At 63.6% G+C, this 14,039-nt stretch carries 20 protein-coding genes; 7 read left to right on the top strand and 13 right to left on the bottom strand.

Annotated elements, in window-relative coordinates; genetic code table 11:
* The first annotated feature begins 30 nt into the window (after positions 1-30).
* Entirely contained in the window at positions 31-648 is a 618-nt protein-coding gene (locus tag P1X14_RS02935; protein ID WP_277313816.1) for an ankyrin repeat domain-containing protein, read from the top strand.
* Positions 649-711: 63 nt separating this feature from the next.
* Here the strand turns inward: P1X14_RS02935 and P1X14_RS02930 are convergent, their stop codons facing one another.
* From P1X14_RS02930 to P1X14_RS02880, 11 genes are all read right to left on the bottom strand, one after another.
* Positions 712-1,206, bottom strand: a complete 495-nt coding sequence (locus P1X14_RS02930) for an MmcB family DNA repair protein (RefSeq protein WP_277313815.1) — start codon at positions 1,204-1,206, stop codon at positions 712-714.
* A 61-nt stretch (positions 1,207-1,267) separates the two neighbouring features.
* The gene (locus tag P1X14_RS02925; RefSeq protein ID WP_277313814.1) at positions 1,268-1,864 is read right to left on the bottom strand and encodes a cell wall hydrolase; all 597 of its coding nucleotides are present in this window, start codon (positions 1,862-1,864) and stop codon (positions 1,268-1,270) included.
* A 214-nt stretch (positions 1,865-2,078) separates the two neighbouring features.
* Positions 2,079-2,420 (bottom strand): DUF1491 family protein, encoded by a 342-nt coding sequence (locus tag P1X14_RS02920; protein ID WP_277313813.1) that lies wholly within the window; start codon positions 2,418-2,420, stop codon positions 2,079-2,081.
* On the bottom strand, positions 2,417-2,887 hold the full coding sequence (locus tag P1X14_RS02915; RefSeq protein ID WP_277313812.1) for a PaaI family thioesterase: 471 nt from the start codon (positions 2,885-2,887) through the stop codon (positions 2,417-2,419). The genes P1X14_RS02920 and P1X14_RS02915 overlap by 4 nt, the downstream gene beginning before the upstream one ends.
* Complete coding sequence (locus P1X14_RS02910) at positions 2,874-3,341, bottom strand: PTS sugar transporter subunit IIA (RefSeq protein WP_277313811.1); 468 nt, start codon at positions 3,339-3,341, stop codon at positions 2,874-2,876. The genes P1X14_RS02915 and P1X14_RS02910 overlap by 14 nt, the downstream gene beginning before the upstream one ends.
* 52 nt (positions 3,342-3,393) lie before the next feature.
* Positions 3,394-3,984, bottom strand: a complete 591-nt coding sequence (raiA, locus tag P1X14_RS02905) for a ribosome-associated translation inhibitor RaiA (protein ID WP_277313810.1) — start codon at positions 3,982-3,984, stop codon at positions 3,394-3,396.
* 57 nt (positions 3,985-4,041) lie between these two features.
* A complete protein-coding gene (gene dnaQ, locus P1X14_RS02900; RefSeq protein ID WP_277313809.1) occupies positions 4,042-4,734 on the bottom strand; it encodes a DNA polymerase III subunit epsilon in 693 nt (230 codons plus the stop codon).
* Between the two features lie 9 nt (positions 4,735-4,743).
* Positions 4,744-5,337, bottom strand: coding sequence for a dephospho-CoA kinase (gene coaE, locus P1X14_RS02895; protein ID WP_277313808.1), 594 nt, complete (start codon positions 5,335-5,337; stop codon positions 4,744-4,746).
* Positions 5,334-6,143: a shikimate dehydrogenase gene (locus P1X14_RS02890; RefSeq protein WP_277313807.1), complete on the bottom strand. Its 810-nt coding sequence runs from the start codon at positions 6,141-6,143 to the stop codon at positions 5,334-5,336. Before P1X14_RS02890 ends, coaE begins: the two co-directional genes overlap by 4 nt.
* On the bottom strand, positions 6,140-6,736 hold the full coding sequence (locus tag P1X14_RS02885; protein WP_277313806.1) for a nucleoside triphosphate pyrophosphatase: 597 nt from the start codon (positions 6,734-6,736) through the stop codon (positions 6,140-6,142). Before P1X14_RS02885 ends, P1X14_RS02890 begins: the two co-directional genes overlap by 4 nt.
* On the bottom strand, positions 6,733-7,557 hold the full coding sequence (locus P1X14_RS02880; protein WP_277313919.1) for a pyruvate, water dikinase regulatory protein: 825 nt from the start codon (positions 7,555-7,557) through the stop codon (positions 6,733-6,735). The genes P1X14_RS02885 and P1X14_RS02880 overlap by 4 nt, the downstream gene beginning before the upstream one ends.
* A gap of 301 nt (positions 7,558-7,858) precedes the next feature.
* Here P1X14_RS02880 and hemE point away from each other — a divergent pair, with 301 nt between their 5' ends.
* From hemE to P1X14_RS02855, 5 genes are all read left to right on the top strand, one after another.
* Positions 7,859-8,899, top strand: a complete 1,041-nt coding sequence (gene hemE / locus P1X14_RS02875; RefSeq protein WP_277313918.1) for a uroporphyrinogen decarboxylase — start codon at positions 7,859-7,861, stop codon at positions 8,897-8,899.
* The gene (locus P1X14_RS02870; RefSeq protein ID WP_277313805.1) at positions 8,896-9,348 is read left to right on the top strand and encodes a CopD family protein; all 453 of its coding nucleotides are present in this window, start codon (positions 8,896-8,898) and stop codon (positions 9,346-9,348) included. Before hemE ends, P1X14_RS02870 begins: the two co-directional genes overlap by 4 nt.
* 141 nt (positions 9,349-9,489) lie before the next feature.
* A complete protein-coding gene (gene rho, locus P1X14_RS02865) occupies positions 9,490-10,746 on the top strand; it encodes a transcription termination factor Rho (RefSeq protein WP_277313804.1) in 1,257 nt (418 codons plus the stop codon).
* A gap of 229 nt (positions 10,747-10,975) precedes the next feature.
* On the top strand, positions 10,976-11,680 hold the full coding sequence (locus P1X14_RS02860; protein ID WP_277313803.1) for a YjbE family putative metal transport protein: 705 nt from the start codon (positions 10,976-10,978) through the stop codon (positions 11,678-11,680).
* A gap of 394 nt (positions 11,681-12,074) precedes the next feature.
* Positions 12,075-12,596: a MerR family transcriptional regulator gene (locus P1X14_RS02855; RefSeq protein ID WP_277313802.1), complete on the top strand. Its 522-nt coding sequence runs from the start codon at positions 12,075-12,077 to the stop codon at positions 12,594-12,596.
* Here the strand turns inward: P1X14_RS02855 and P1X14_RS02850 are convergent.
* Both P1X14_RS02850 and P1X14_RS02845 read right to left on the bottom strand, forming a co-directional pair.
* On the bottom strand, positions 12,593-13,285 hold the full coding sequence (locus P1X14_RS02850; protein ID WP_277313801.1) for a dienelactone hydrolase family protein: 693 nt from the start codon (positions 13,283-13,285) through the stop codon (positions 12,593-12,595). The genes P1X14_RS02855 and P1X14_RS02850 overlap by 4 nt on opposite strands.
* Positions 13,282-13,758, bottom strand: coding sequence for a methylated-DNA--[protein]-cysteine S-methyltransferase (locus P1X14_RS02845; RefSeq protein WP_346770439.1), 477 nt, complete (start codon positions 13,756-13,758; stop codon positions 13,282-13,284). Before P1X14_RS02845 ends, P1X14_RS02850 begins: the two co-directional genes overlap by 4 nt.
* A gap of 36 nt (positions 13,759-13,794) precedes the next feature.
* Between P1X14_RS02845 and P1X14_RS02840 the strand changes: the two genes are divergently transcribed.
* On the top strand, positions 13,795-14,028 hold the full coding sequence (locus P1X14_RS02840) for a DUF6489 family protein (RefSeq protein WP_277313800.1): 234 nt from the start codon (positions 13,795-13,797) through the stop codon (positions 14,026-14,028).
* Positions 14,029-14,039 lie beyond the last annotated feature (11 nt).

The following is a 14,039-nucleotide window of genomic DNA, read 5'->3' as shown; positions in this document are numbered from 1 at the left end:
TCCGGCGCCAACTAAAGGTGTGTGCTTACCATGACGCTTCGTTCCGCTCTTGCCGCCGCAACTGCAGCCGCCACGCTGCTGATCGTCGCGACGCCCGCCAGCGCACAGCAATTCTCGGACAGCTATCAATTCCTCGAAGCGGTTCGCAAGGGCGACGGCACCAAGGTGACCTCGCTGATCACCGACACCAATGGCAGCATCGTCAACACCAAGGATCGCGCCACCGGCGAAGGCGCGCTGCACATCATCGCGCGCAAGGGCGAGACCGTCTATCTGCGCTTCCTGCTGCAGAAGGGTGCCAATCCCAATCTCCAGGATAGCGAAGGCAATACGCCGATGATGGTCGCGGTGGGCGCGAGCTATATCGAGGGCGTACAGGTGCTGATCGTCTACAAGGGCAATGTGAACCTGCCCAATTCGCGGGGCGAGACGCCGCTGATCCGCGCGGTGCAGCTGCGCAACACCGAAATGGTGCGCGAGCTGCTGAAGGCGGGCGCCGATCCGGACCGGACCGACAATATCGCCGGCATGTCCGCGCGCGATTATGCCAAGGCCGATCGCCGTTCGCCGACGATCCAGAAGCTGCTGGCCGATGCGCCGAAGCTGGGCGCCCGCACCGAAGCCGAGACTGCCGGCCCCAATCTCTAGAGTCAGGTTCAGCAGAACTGAACCGCTGCGGCAGCGGGCTGGTGCCGTTTCAGCGAAGCTGAATCAGAGGAACCCCGGCTCGGCTTCGGGATCGAGCAGGCCGATCACCCGCCGCGCGGCGCGGCGGGCAAAGGCGAGCGTGCATTTCTTTCGCGTGGCCGCGGCAAGCGGAACGGTGTTCGCTTCGCGCAGCACCGCCGCGTCGTAGCGATCGGCGACGATCAAGCCGGCGCGCTCCGGCAGGAATCCCGGCTGATCGAAGGGACGCAGATCGAATCCTTCGGGCACCGCCCAGAAGAAGCGGTCGCAATGGGCGAGATAGTCGGTCCATTTGGCGTCGCCGAGCAGATCGGCGCGCGACACCTTGATCTCGACGATGATGATGTTGCCGCGCGAATCGAGCGCCATCAGATCGGCGCGGCGACCGTCGCTGAGCGGCACTTCGGCCATCGCGACGCAATCGTGCCGCAACAGCATGCGGCAAACGCCGCGCGCCACATCGGCCGCCAGGAGGGGGAGGTCGGCCGATATGGGCGCGGCAGGGGACAGCGAAGCCATCCCCGTTCCTTAGAACATTAGAGGAACGAACGGAAGGGCCGGAAAGCCCTCCCGTCGTACCTCACCGATAAAAGACGTGATTGCCGACGATGCCGACGCGCGGGCGCTTCCAGCCCGGCGACACATAGCGTGCGTGGAAATACAGCGCGTCGTCGACGGGGCTGTCCCACAGATCCTTCTGTGCGACCTGCGCCACTGCCATCGCCCGGCGCCACTGCGCATTCTCGGGCGGGGTGGGGATCACGCCGCCGCGAACGAACGAGAACTGGCCGCGCTGGGTCAGCACGCCGCACACCGAGCGGGCGAAGCGGCCGGATTCGGCGCGGTTCAGAATGACTTCGGCAACCGCGAGCTGGCCGGCCAGCGGCTCACCCTTGGCTTCGTAATAGACGCCCACGGCCAGGCAGTGCAGCTCGCGGTCCGCATCCTCGGGATGGTCCTGCGCGGCGACAGCGGCGGAAAGGCTGGTGAATTCTGCGGTCTCGGACTCGGCTGCCGGGATCGGCTGCACGATCTCGCCGGGCTTCTTGCCGGTCTGGGCAAGCGCCACCGCCGGAGCCGGCGGCATCGGAACAACATGGTGTTCCTGCGAGTTGACGTCCTGAGCTTCCATGATCGGAAGCACGTCGCTCATTTCGAGCGTGTTGGCGTTGGCCATCGCACCAACGCAAAGAGTCACAGCCGCGAGAACCGCGGCGCGTGGCAAGAACTTCATTATCAATAACTATTATGCGGTTGGTGCGCGGCACGGCCCCCTTTTGCACTTACGGGCCGCCGGGCTTCCCCCCGACTGCGTAACCGTTCGACTTCACACCCCGACCGGCACAACGCTGTTTATCGTGCGCGGCCAATCGCGGTCGCACGGTTAAAAGTCAATGAAAACCCATCGTTTCGGCGATGAACCGTTCTGCCTGTGCGATATCCAGTTCAACCACCCACAGGTCTGAATCGCGATTCCGGCGCCGTTGCCAATAGTCGGAAACCGCGGACTCATCGGCCAGTTCAGCAGGGCCGGAGGCGATCAGCGATGCCTCGCCCGTGGGTCCCAGACCGCGTTCGAAAAAGCGAGGATTGCTGCCTTTTTCGTAGGTTAGCAGCAATATGCCGCCCGCAGTCGCATCCCCTTTTGCGAGAACCATCGCCGATCCGCCTTCCTGATTCACACGGCGAACCAGCGCGCTGACCATCACCGCGCTGGTAACGCGCGCGGTCATTCTCCGGGCCGATAGCCGGGCAGGCCCGCCAGCGGGATGCGCGACCGCATGAAGGTGCCGGTGCCGCGCGCAGCTTCCTCGCCGGTCGCGTCGATCAACCGCGCTTCGGCGACGAACACGCGGCGCTGGCCGCTGACCCAGCGCCCCTCGGCGATCACCGGACCCTGCTTGAGCGGCTTGGTCAGCAACAGGTTGAATGCGGTGGTCAGCAGGAAACGATCGGTGACCAGGCTGTTCGCCGCATAGAAGGCGGCATCGTCGAGCATCTTGAAATAGCTCGTCCCATGCGCCGCGCCGGCCGCGTGATAGTAACGATCGTCGATGGTGAAATGGATCCGCGCCACGCCCGGCGCCGGAATCTCGAGTGTGGATTCGAACAGCCGGTTGATCGGCGCGGCCGCATAGAGCGATTCCAGCGCGCGGAAATGGGCTGCCTCTCCCGAGGCCTCGACTTCAGGCAGCGTCACGCGCTTCCACGCCGGTCAGCAGCGCATAGAGCGCATCGGGCGAACCTGCGCCGCGCAGCTTCGCCGCAAAATTGCGGTCGCGCAGCCGCCGCGAGACTCGCGCCAGCGCCTTGAGATGCTCGGCCCCGGCATCGACCGGCGACAGCAGGGCGAACACCAGATCGACCGGCAGCTCGTCCACCGCGGCGAAATCGATCGGCTGGGGCAGGCGCGCGACGATCGCGATCACCTGCTTCAGCCCCTCGATCTTGGCATGGGGAATGGCGATGCCGCCGCCGAATCCGGTCGATCCCAGCTTTTCGCGCGCGGCCAGCCGCTCGCTCACCAGCTTGGCGTCGAGTTCATAGGCACGCGCGGCCACCGCGCCCAGTTGCAGGAACAGATTCTTCTTGTTCGCAACAGGAAGCGCGGAGGCCACGGCCTCCGGCGTGAGCAGGTCGCTGAGATCAGTCATGAAACATCCGGATCGGCGTCCCCCCGGCCGCCATGGTTGAACCGCCTGAAATTCAGGCGGCCCGATTTGGTTCCACCCAGCCGATCGTTCCGTCGCCGCGGCGATAGACCATGTTGAACGCGCCGGTGCCGCTGTTGCGGAACAGGAGCGCCGCGGTGTTGCGCAGATCGAGCATCATCACCGCGTCCGAAACCGTGGCATCGGGTACGTCGACCCGCGTTTCGGCGATGATCAGCGGCGCGTCGGCGACTTCCTCTTCCACCGGCTCGGCGAACAGCGTGTAACCGGCATTGTCATAGCTGTCATAGGCGCCGTTCTCCTGGGCGGCGATCGCGGCGCCATTGTTGCGATCCTTCAGCCGGCGCACATAGCGGCGCAGCTGCTTCTCGACCTTGTCGGCCGCGCCATCGAAGGCGCCATTGGCTTCCATGCCCGAATTCGAGGATTTGAGGACAAGGCCCTGCATCACATGAGCCACGATGTCGCAGGTGAAGCCGTTGTCGTGCGGTCCCTTGCCGAAGGTGACGTGAGCGGAGATTGCGCGCGCGAAATATTTGTTCGCGATGCCCTGAAGCCGATCGGTGACCAGCTGCTTGAGGGCTTCTCCGGTGTCGACCTGATGGCCCGAAACTCGGATTTCCATGGACTTGTACCTCCGCACTAAACGAGGGCGTGGACCTAGGGACGGGCCTGCCTAGCGTCAACCGGACGCGGCCTGGCCCCAGATCGGCTCCTCCAACTTCTTTAGAAAGGCTGCGTGCCTCTCAAGTTCCTCCGCCGACGGCGCAAAATGCCGCGCCGGGCGCACATGATCCCTTGTGGCGACCTCCACCACGCTCTCGCGCGCTGACGGGGCGTCCACCGCAAGCCCCATGGCGATCTGGCGGCCGCCGGTCAGCTCGACATAGACCTGCGCCAGCAACTGCGCGTCGAGCAATGCGCCATGCAGCGTACGCGCCGACAAATCGATTCCATATCGGCTGCAAAGTGCATCGAGCGTATGTTTCGCGCCGGGATGCCGCTGCCGCGCGATCACCAGCGTATCGACCATCCGGTCGAGCGACACGATCGGCCGGCCGCACCGGGTCAGCTCGCCATTGATGAAGCCGAAGTCGAAATTGGCATTGTGCGCGATCATCGGGCTGTCGCCGATGAACTCGATCAGATCCTCGACCCGCTCATGGAACAACGGCTTGTCCGACAGGAAAACTTCGCTCAGCCCATGGACGCGAAACGCCTCGACCGGCATCGCCCGTTCGGGATTGAGGTAAGCGTGGAAATGGCGGCCGGTCATCACCTTGTTGACCAACTCGACACAGCCGATTTCGACTAGACGATCCCCGCCGGAGAAACTGAGCCCCGTCGTTTCGGTGTCGAAAACAATCTCGCGCATGTGAGTCGCTTATCCTCCTGTGCGACCCGCTAGGCAAGCGATGACCGCGCGAACGCTGTCCCTCGTCTCCTGTAGCGAGCCGCCGGTGGGGATCACGAAATCGGCCCGCGCGCGCTTTTCGGCGTCGGGAAGTTGCTTGGCGAGAATCGACTCGAAGCGTTCGACGGTCATGCCCGGCCGGGCAAGCACCCGTTCGCGCTGCACTTCGGCTGGCGCGGAGACCACTGCAATCTTGTCCACCTGGCGCCAGCCGCCCGCTTCGAACAGCAACGGTACGTCGAGCACCACCAGCGGCAGGTGCCGGTTGCGCTCGAGGAACAGGTTGCGCTCATGCGCCACGGCCGGATGGACGATCGATTCGAGTCGCTTGAATGCTTGGGTATTACCGAACACCGCTTCGCCCAGCAGGGTGCGGTTCACACCCAGTTCGCTGGTGGTATCGGGAAATTCGGCCTCGATTTCGGCAACGATCCGTCCGCCGGGGCCCTGCAGCTTGTGGACCTCGGCATCGGCGTCGAACACCGGAACATCTTCGTCGGCGAACATCGCCGCGACCGTCGACTTGCCCATGCCGATGGACCCGGTGAGGCCCAAAACGATCATGCGGTGAGGATCTCGCGCAGTTCGTCGTCGCGGTCGCGCGGCGGCTCGGCGTCGAAGAACAGCTCGAAGGCGAGCGCGGCCTGACCGATCAGCATGTCGAGACCGTCCACCGTATCCAGCTCGCGCGCATGCGCCTGGGCGAGCAGAGCGGTTTCGAGCGGGGCATAGACGATGTCATAGACCACCGCATCTTGAGGCAGCGGCGACAGATCGAGGTCGAGCACCGGCTGGCCGGCCATGCCGAGCGCGCTGCTGTTCACCAGCAGGCTGGCCACGGGCAGCTTGGTACCGAGCGGCACCGCATCACCCTTGATGCCGAAGCTCGACAGCAGGGCCGCGGCCTTCAGCACGTTGCGGTTCTGGATCGTCACCCGGCCGATGCCGATCTTCGAAAGCGCGAACAGGATCGCCCGCGCCGCGCCGCCGGCGCCGATCACCACGGCGTGCTTCCCCTCGAGATCGAGTCCCGCGATCGGGGCATAGAAGCCGCCGGCATCGGTGTTGGTACCGATCAGCGCACCATCGTCGGCGCGGATCACCGTGTTCACTGCGCCGATCGTCTCGCGCACGCCGCCGCGATCCTCGACCAGATCGAGCGCCGCCTGCTTGTGCGGAATCGTGATGTTGCAGCCGCGCCAGGCGGGATCGGCACGGCGCGAGTCGAGATAGGCGGCGAGGCCATCCGGGGTCACATGCGTTGCGCGATATTCGGCATCGATATCCAGCGCATCGAGCCAGAATCCGTGAATCGCCGGGCTTTTCGAATGACTTATCGGATCGCCGATGACTTCGGCATAAGGCTTCATGACGTCATGACCCCGCGAACGCGCAGATAATCGAGGATCGGCAGCAATGGCATGCCGAGGATGGTGAAATGGCTGCCGGTGGTCTGGGCGAACAGCTGGACGCCCGGTCCCTCGATCCGGAAACAGCCGACGCAATAGGAGATCGCCGGCCATTCCTTGTCGAGATATTCCTCGATGAACGCGTCCGACAACGGCCGCACCACCAGCCGCGCGCGCTCGACATGGCGCCACACCGGCCGGCCGCCTTCGGCGATCACCGCGGCGCTGAACAGATCGACATTGGTGCCCGACATGCGGCGCAAATGCTCGGCGGCATTCTCCCGGCTCACCGGCTTGTCGAGCAGGCTGCCATCGGCCAGCGCCACCAGCGAGTCGCCGCCCAGCACCAGGGCAGTCGGATCGAGCTGAGAGAGTTTCAGCGCCTTCAGCTCGGCCAGCGCGTCGGCAAGGTCGCGCGGCGCAATGCCCTCCGCCTTCAGCGCCGCCTTGGCCGAATCCTCGTCGACCTGCGGCGACACCGCTTCATAGGGCACGCCGGCAGCATCGAGCATGGCCCGGCGCGAGGCACTTTGCGAGGCGAGGACCAGCTTCATTCGTCGGCCTGCGCCAGCGTCCGTTCATTGCACAGCTGGATGATCGCCGCGGCGGTCTCCTCGATCGAGCGGCGGGTGACGTCGATCACCGGCCAGCCATTGTCGGCGAACATGCGCCGGGCATAGGCGATCTCGCGGCTGACCGAATCCTGATCGACATAGGCGGTCTCGGGCTGCTGGTTCAGCGCCAGCAACCGGTTGCGGCGGATCGCAACCAGCCGGTCGGCGCTGGTGGTCAGCCCCACGACCAGCGGGTGCTTCAGGTTATACAGCTCGGGCGGCGGCGGCGATTCGACCACGATCGGGATGTTGGCGGTCTTGTAGCCGCGATTGGCCAGATAGATGCTGGTCGGCGTCTTCGACGATCGCGAGACGCCCGCCAGCACGATATCGGCCTCCTCCCATTCCTCGGCGGCGATGCCGTCGTCATGGGCGATGGTCCACTGGATCGCATCGACGCGCGCGAAATAGGCGGCATCGAGCGTGTGCTGCCGCCCCGGTCGCGCCTTGGCTTCCTGCCCCAGCAGCTGCGACAGCGCATGGTTGACCGGATCGAGCGGCGCGATCGCGGGCAGGCCCATTGCGCGGCAGCGGCTTTCCAGCGTGCGGCGTGTCTCCTGATTCACCAAAGTGAACAGCACCAGCCCCGGATTCTGGGCGATCTCGCGCAGGATCCGCTCGAGATGCGCTTCGCTGCGGACCATCGGCCAGAAGTGACGCAGCGTCTCGACATCGTCATATTGGGCAAGCGCCGCCTTGGCGATATTCTCCAGCGTCTCGCCGGTGGAGTCGGAGAGGAGATGGAGATGCAGCCGCATCAGCGGGATGACTCTGTGGAAAACATATAGGACAGGCGCTAGCGCAACACCGGGCACGGGCCAAGCGCCGCAAAACCGGGGGAGTCAGGTGCGGAACATCCACAACCCCGTCCCCAGCCCCCCGTTCCGGTCCACAGTCTGTGGAAATCGGGGATGACAGACTCGAATCCGAGAGTCTCCGTGGGGCCGGATGAGTCAAGCTGTTGGCAGAATCCGGATCAACGCATAAGCCCCGGCATCCACGCGCCAACAGACTCCAACAATCTCTAGATTCTCTTTCTTATAGTATTAGGGAACCCGTCCGCTGACTCGCTCCGACACCGTCAAGCCGCTGCTCGCAACGCTGAAAGGCAACCGGCAGCCTGTCCCTCCGGTCTGGCTCATGCGTCAGGCGGGGCGATATCTGCCGGAATATCGTGCGCTAAGGGCGGAGAAGGGCGGATTCCTCGCACTGGCGATGGATCCCGATGCTGCAGCGGAGATCACCCTTCAGCCGATCCGGCGCTTTGGCATGGACGGGGCGATCCTGTTCTCTGACATCCTGATCGTGCCGATGGCGCTGGGCCAGGATCTGTGGTTCGAAACCGGCGAAGGGCCGCGACTGGCGCCGAAGATCGAGAACCGCGCTGTCCTCGACGCACTCGTGCCGTCGCCCGAACCGCTCAAGCCGATCTACGAGACGGTGAAGCGTGTCGCGGCGGCACTCCCGGCATCGACGACCTTTCTCGGCTTTGCAGGCAGCCCATGGACGGTCGCGACCTATATGATCGCAGGGCAGGGCAGCCGCGAGCAGGCCGAGGCGCGGCGGCTGGCCTATAGCGATCCGGGCATGATGAGCGAGCTGGTCACCCGCATCGCCGATGTGACGGTCGAGTATCTTCTCGGGCAGATCGAAGCGGGCGTCGAAGCGGTGCAGCTGTTCGACAGCTGGTCGGGCAGCCTCAGCCCGGCCCAGTTCGAACAATGGGTGATCGCGCCGACTGCACGGATCGTCTCGGGCCTGCGCGCGCGGGCGCCCGGCGTGCCGATCATCGGATTCCCCAAGGGTGCAGGGGGCAAGATCGCGGCCTATGCGCGTGAAACCAGGGTCGACGCGGTCGGTCTGGACGAAAGCGTCGATCCCGTCTGGGCCGACAGCGTGCTGCCCAAGGACCTGCCGGTGCAGGGCAATCTCGATCCGCTGGCGCTGATCGCCGGCGGTGAGACGCTTTCGACTGCGGTTACGCGCATCCTTGCCGCGTTCGCCGACCGTCCCCATATCTTCAATCTCGGCCATGGCATCCAGCAGGATACGCCGATCGCTCATGTCGAGGCGTTGCTGGCGCAGCTGAGGGGCGCGAAATGACGGGGTTTCTCGGCCTCGCCTATCTGTGGGTGAAGGCCGCCCATATCATCTTCGTGATCTTCTGGATGGCAGGCCTGTTCCTGTTTCCCCGCTACCTCGTCCATCATCAGGAATCGCTCGGTACGCCCGAGGCCGATAAATGGGTCCATCGCGAGGCGCTGCTTCGCCGGATGATCCTGACACCGTCGATCGGAATCGTCTGGTTGCTCGGCATCGTGCTGGCGCTCAATGCCGGGCTGTTCGATGGGCAGCCGGGGCTTGGCTGGCTCCATGCCAAGCTGTTCATCGTATTCCTGCTCTCGGGCTATCAGGGCTGGGCGGTCGGCTATTCGAAGAAGCTGGCGGCGGGGCAAGGCAGCGTCGCGTCGCGCCGGTTGCGGGCGATCGGCGAAGTGCCGGCGCTGGCAGTCGTCCTGATCGTCATTCTGGCTGTCGTGAAACCCTTCTAAGCCGGTTGACTTGACGCGGGTCGCCACCTAATTCGCGGACATACCCCGGCTCCCCGGGCGTATCTCTCCTTTTTCAGCACCGTCCGAGCAGATCTTTCGCCGGCCAACGCTCTCCCCAAATCCGCCAAACGGACTCCCAAAATGCATCTCAAAGACCTCAAGAAAACCCCCCCCGCAGAGCTGGTCGAAATGGCCGAAGGGCTCGGCGTCGAAGGTGCCTCGACCCTGCGCAAGCAGGACCTGCTGTTCGCCATCCTCAAGGCCCAGGCCGAAAATGGCGAACAGATCATGGGCGAAGGCACGATCGAAGTGCTGCAGGACGGCTTCGGCTTCCTGCGCTCGGCTCAGGCCAATTATCTCGCCGGCCCGGACGATATCTACATCTCGCCTAATCAGGTCCGTAAGTTCGGCCTGCGTACCGGCGACACGGTGGAAGGCGAAATCCGCGCGCCCAAGGATGGCGAGCGCTATTTCGCCCTGACCCGCCTCGTCTCGGTCAATTTCGACGATCCGGACGCCGTGCGTCACCGCGTCAATTTCGACAATCTCACCCCGCTCTACCCCGAGCAGAAGCTGACGCTCGATCCGCAGGATCCGACGATCAAGGACAAGTCTTCGCGGGTGATCGACATCGTGTCGCCGCAGGGCAAGGGCCAGCGCACGCTGATCGTCGCGCCGCCGCGCGTCGGCAAGACGGTGATGCTGCAGAACATCGCCAAGGCGATCACCGACAATCACCCTGAAGTGTTCCTGCTGGTGCTGCTGATCGACGAGCGCCCGGAAGAAGTCACCGACATGCAGCGTTCGGTGAAGGGCGAGGTGGTTTCCTCGACCTTCGACGAACCGGCCACCCGCCACGTGCAGGTTGCGGAAATGGTGATCGAGAAGGCCAAGCGCCTGGTCGAGCACAAGAAGGACGTGGTGATCCTGCTCGATTCGATCACGCGCCTCGGCCGCGCCTACAACACCGTTGTGCCGTCGTCGGGCAAGGTGCTGACCGGCGGTGTCGATGCGAACGCGCTCCAGCGCCCGAAGCGCTTCTTCGGTGCCGCGCGCAATATCGAGGAAGGCGGCTCGCTGTCGATCATCGCCACCGCGCTGATCGATACCGGCAGCCGCATGGACGAAGTTATCTTCGAAGAATTCAAGGGCACCGGTAACTCGGAAATCGTCCTCGACCGCAAGGTTGCCGACAAGCGCATCTTCCCGGCGCTCGACGTCGGCAAGTCGGGCACCCGCAAGGAAGAGCTGCTGGTCGACAAGGCCAAGCTTTCCAAGATGTGGGTCCTGCGCCGCATCCTGATGCAGATGGGCACCATCGACGCGATGGAGTTCCTGCTCGACAAGATGAAGGATTCGAAGACCAACGAGGATTTCTTCGACAGCATGAATCAGTAGCGGCAAGCGGCCTGAATTAGAGAAGCTAATTCAGGACTCGCTCCCGCTCGGCCGGCGGGTCGAAGAGCCGACCGACGCGGCATGGGCTCTGCCCATGCCCGACCTGACAGAGAAAATGGGCCGCATCCCCCGGGATCGCGGCCCTTTTCGCATCCGTCATCCGGCGCAATCCCCATTGTCCACAATTCCCCGGCTTTGCCGCGGCGCAAAGTCGGGTTAGGGCTGCGACATGATCCTTAAGCATTTCGCATCCGAAGCCATGTCCCTCAGCTGGCTGTGGAACCACATCGTCGCGGATTTCAGCAATATCGGCAGTACGTCGGCGCTGACCGCGTTCGCGACCGTCGTGCTGCTGGATATCGCGCTTGCGGGCGACAATGCGATCATCGTCGGCGCGCTGGCCGCGGGCCTGCCCGCCGATCAGCGCAAGAAGGTCATCGCGATCGGCATCCTCGCTGCGCTGCTGCTCCGCATCGTGTTCGCAGTCGCGGTGCTCTACGGGCTCGAGCGGTTCAAGGAATATGGCCTGGTGTTCGGCGGCGGCCTGTTGTTGCTGTGGGTCGCGTGGAAAATGTATCGCGAGCTTCAGCCTGCGGCACCTGCTGGCGGATCGCCCGAAGTCGAGGGCGACGAGCATAGCGGCATCAAGCCCGCCAAGAGCTTCGCTTCGGCTGCATGGGCCGTTGCGGTCGCCGACGTCTCGATGAGCCTCGACAATGTGCTCGCGGTGGCCGGCGCGGCGCGCGAGCATCCCGGGATCATGGTGATCGGCCTGGTCCTGTCCGTCGCGCTGATGGGTGTCGCTGCTAACATCATCGCGAAGTATATCGAGCGCTACCGCTGGATCGCATGGGTCGGTCTGGCGATCATCCTCTATGTCGCCGCCAAGATGATCTGGGACGGCTGGCACGACATGGCGCCGTTGTTCGCCTGAGATTGTTGTTTGATGGTGGATTTGGGCCCTGCGCCACAGGTGCGGGGTTTAAGCCGTTTTTCTAAGATTGCGACGTTTCGCAGGGCAGATCACGGATCCGTAGGGCAAAGGCGATCCGCGAAGGCCAGATGGGTCAGCGGCAGCCGATATCGCATCTCAGCGATGACACTACCACGGCTAGTGGCTTTGAAGAGAACCCCATCAGGTTCACCAGTTAAGGGATCGACAAGCCTCCCAAACCACAGGCCGGATACATTCGACCAAATCTCTGCAGTGTTCATATACGCTGACCATTTGTTGTGGTTGGCGTAGAGTTCACCCACTACAGATTGTGGTAAATAGCTAAATCACGGATCTAGATGATTTTTAGAGAGTATTGCGCAATACTATAAAAATGGAGCGGCTAACTTTCACGGCATCTGAGGTCGCCCGTCTGGCCGGCTTCAAGACGAATCTAATGCTAAACTATCTTGAGCGGTCGGGAACGTTCGTTCGAGAGAATGGTGGCCCCGCTCATCATGGAAAGTGGCGAGCTTATACGTTTCGCGATCTGGTCGTACTTCGCGCCATAAATCGCCTTCTGGAACTCGGCTCACGTCCGAAACGCGTCTCCGAGGCAATAGCGACGTTTGTAAGAGTTACTGAGCTCCCTTATGACATCGACAGTTTGGCAGAGTTTGCCCGAAAGGCGTCATTGTTCGTGGTTTCGAAGGATAGGGTAACCTATTGCGAGCCAGAACAGCTTGTCGAATTGACGCAAAAGGGACAACTGGCGTTCTCTTTCATGGTGGATAATCGGTCAGTGCTCGAGCCAGTTGTCGGAGCTGTGAGTCACTATTTTAATGCGCTTGATAACAACCAACCGCGCAATGTTGCCACGCTGGAAAGATCGCTGAGAATAGCAAATTTCGTCTAACCCAGATTGTTCGCGAAGAACGCCGCGGTCCGCGCATCCGCCAGATCGGCGGATTCCGGCGAGCGGCGCTTGCCCATCTCGGTCGCGAAGCCATGGTCCTCGCCGGGATAGTCGAACAGCGTGACCTTGGGGTGATCGTCGAGGCCGGCATGGATCGCGGCTTGTGCCGCCTTGTCGACGAAATGATCTTCCTCGGGGATGTGGAGCAGCAACGGGTTGGCGATGCCGTGCTTCTCGCCCAGCAACCCATCCAGCCCTACGCCATAATAGCCGACGCTGGCATCCACATCGGTGCGGGCCGCAGTCATATAGGCGAGGCGCCCGCCCAGACAGTAACCGACCACGCCGACCTTGCCGCCGCTCTTCTCGCGCGCGACGCGGATCGTCGCTTCGATATCGCGGATGCCGGCGTCCTGATTGAACTTGCCCATCCATTCCAGCGCTTCCTGGAACTGGGCGGGCGTATCGGGGTCGAGCTGGATGCCGGGCTTCAGCCGCCAGAAGAGATCTGGTGCGAGCGCGAGCCAGCCATCGGCGGCCAGCCGGTCGCATTTCTGCCTAATCCCTTGATTTACGCCGAAAATCTCCTGAATCACGACGATCGCGCCGCGCGGCGTACCGGCCGGCTCGGCGCAATAGGCGGCGAAGGCGGTATCGCCTTCCAGCGTGGTCACCGGAATCATCGTCATGGCTTGCCTCCGTGGCGCTGCTCATGGTCGAGCAGCCATTGCTTCGTTGAAATGCCGTCGCCGGCTGAATAATGGCCCAGCGTTCCGGTGCCGAGCACGCGGTGGCAGGGAACGACGATCGGGAAGGGATTGCGCGAGCAGAGCTGGCCGATCGCGCGGGGACCGGATGCGAGCCGCGTGGCCAGTCCGCCATAGCTGATCGTCTCACCATAGCCGACCGCGATGAGCCCATCGCGTAGCACCTGGCCGCGCGGGCTGGCCGCGGGCTTCAGCGCCAGATCGAATGCTCTCAGCTCGCCCTCGAACCAGGCCTCGAGCTGCTCGGCGGCGGCGAGGACCGCGGGACGATCGGGCCGTCGCGCCGCTTCGCGTTCGCGCAGCACATTGATCCGCTGGATCGTCCGCTCGTCGCCTTCGATGCGGATCGATCCGATGGGCGTTGTCACAATGCCCCAGTCGCGCGCATAGATCATGGTCCGAGCTTAGCACGCGCTTCGGGGAGAAGAACCATGAAGATCAATGTCGAAGTCGATTGCACTCCCGAGGAAGCGCGCCGCGCAGTCGGTCTGCCGGACCTGACGCCGATCCATGACCGCTATATCGCGATGATGACCGACGCGATGGAGAAGGGCGCGACGCCCGAACTGTTCGAGACGATGACGCGCGCCTGGGCGCCGATGGGCGAGGCGGGCATGAATCTGTGGCGCGGCATGTTCGACGCTGCGACCAAGACCAAGAGCTGAACCCGGCACGG

It is taken from the genome of Sphingomonas sp. AOB5, assembly GCF_029433115.1.
Lineage (GTDB): Bacteria > Pseudomonadota > Alphaproteobacteria > Sphingomonadales > Sphingomonadaceae > Sphingomonas.
The sequence above is the reverse complement of the archived record's forward strand: the minus strand, read 5'-3'. Positions and strand labels throughout refer to the sequence as shown.

What these genes read in the sequence shown, in the direction of transcription:
- P1X14_RS02935 (WP_277313816.1), top strand. Translation starts at nt 31, where the DNA reads ATGACGCTTCGTTCCGCTCTTGCCGCCGCAACTGCAGCCGCCACGCTG.
- coaE (WP_277313808.1), bottom strand. Translation starts at nt 5,337, where the DNA reads ATGATCGTTTTGGGCCTCACCGGGTCCATCGGCATGGGCAAGTCGACG.
- P1X14_RS02855 (WP_277313802.1), top strand. Translation starts at nt 12,075, where the DNA reads ATGGAGCGGCTAACTTTCACGGCATCTGAGGTCGCCCGTCTGGCCGGC.
- P1X14_RS02890 (WP_277313807.1), bottom strand. Translation starts at nt 6,143, where the DNA reads ATGAAGCCTTATGCCGAAGTCATCGGCGATCCGATAAGTCATTCGAAA.
- P1X14_RS02930 (WP_277313815.1), bottom strand. Translation starts at nt 1,206, where the DNA reads ATGGCTTCGCTGTCCCCTGCCGCGCCCATATCGGCCGACCTCCCCCTC.
- P1X14_RS02840 (WP_277313800.1), top strand. Translation starts at nt 13,795, where the DNA reads ATGAAGATCAATGTCGAAGTCGATTGCACTCCCGAGGAAGCGCGCCGC.
- P1X14_RS02850 (WP_277313801.1), bottom strand. Translation starts at nt 13,285, where the DNA reads ATGACGATGATTCCGGTGACCACGCTGGAAGGCGATACCGCCTTCGCC.
- P1X14_RS02920 (WP_277313813.1), bottom strand. Translation starts at nt 2,420, where the DNA reads ATGACCGCGCGCGTTACCAGCGCGGTGATGGTCAGCGCGCTGGTTCGC.
- P1X14_RS02910 (WP_277313811.1), bottom strand. Translation starts at nt 3,341, where the DNA reads ATGACTGATCTCAGCGACCTGCTCACGCCGGAGGCCGTGGCCTCCGCG.
- P1X14_RS02860 (WP_277313803.1), top strand. Translation starts at nt 10,976, where the DNA reads ATGATCCTTAAGCATTTCGCATCCGAAGCCATGTCCCTCAGCTGGCTG.
- P1X14_RS02925 (WP_277313814.1), bottom strand. Translation starts at nt 1,864, where the DNA reads ATGGCCAACGCCAACACGCTCGAAATGAGCGACGTGCTTCCGATCATG.
- P1X14_RS02885 (WP_277313806.1), bottom strand. Translation starts at nt 6,736, where the DNA reads ATGAAGCTGGTCCTCGCCTCGCAAAGTGCCTCGCGCCGGGCCATGCTC.
- P1X14_RS02845 (WP_346770439.1), bottom strand. Translation starts at nt 13,758, where the DNA reads ATGATCTATGCGCGCGACTGGGGCATTGTGACAACGCCCATCGGATCG.
- raiA (WP_277313810.1), bottom strand. Translation starts at nt 3,984, where the DNA reads ATGGAAATCCGAGTTTCGGGCCATCAGGTCGACACCGGAGAAGCCCTC.
- P1X14_RS02870 (WP_277313805.1), top strand. Translation starts at nt 8,896, where the DNA reads ATGACGGGGTTTCTCGGCCTCGCCTATCTGTGGGTGAAGGCCGCCCAT.
- dnaQ (WP_277313809.1), bottom strand. Translation starts at nt 4,734, where the DNA reads ATGCGCGAGATTGTTTTCGACACCGAAACGACGGGGCTCAGTTTCTCC.
- rho (WP_277313804.1), top strand. Translation starts at nt 9,490, where the DNA reads ATGCATCTCAAAGACCTCAAGAAAACCCCCCCCGCAGAGCTGGTCGAA.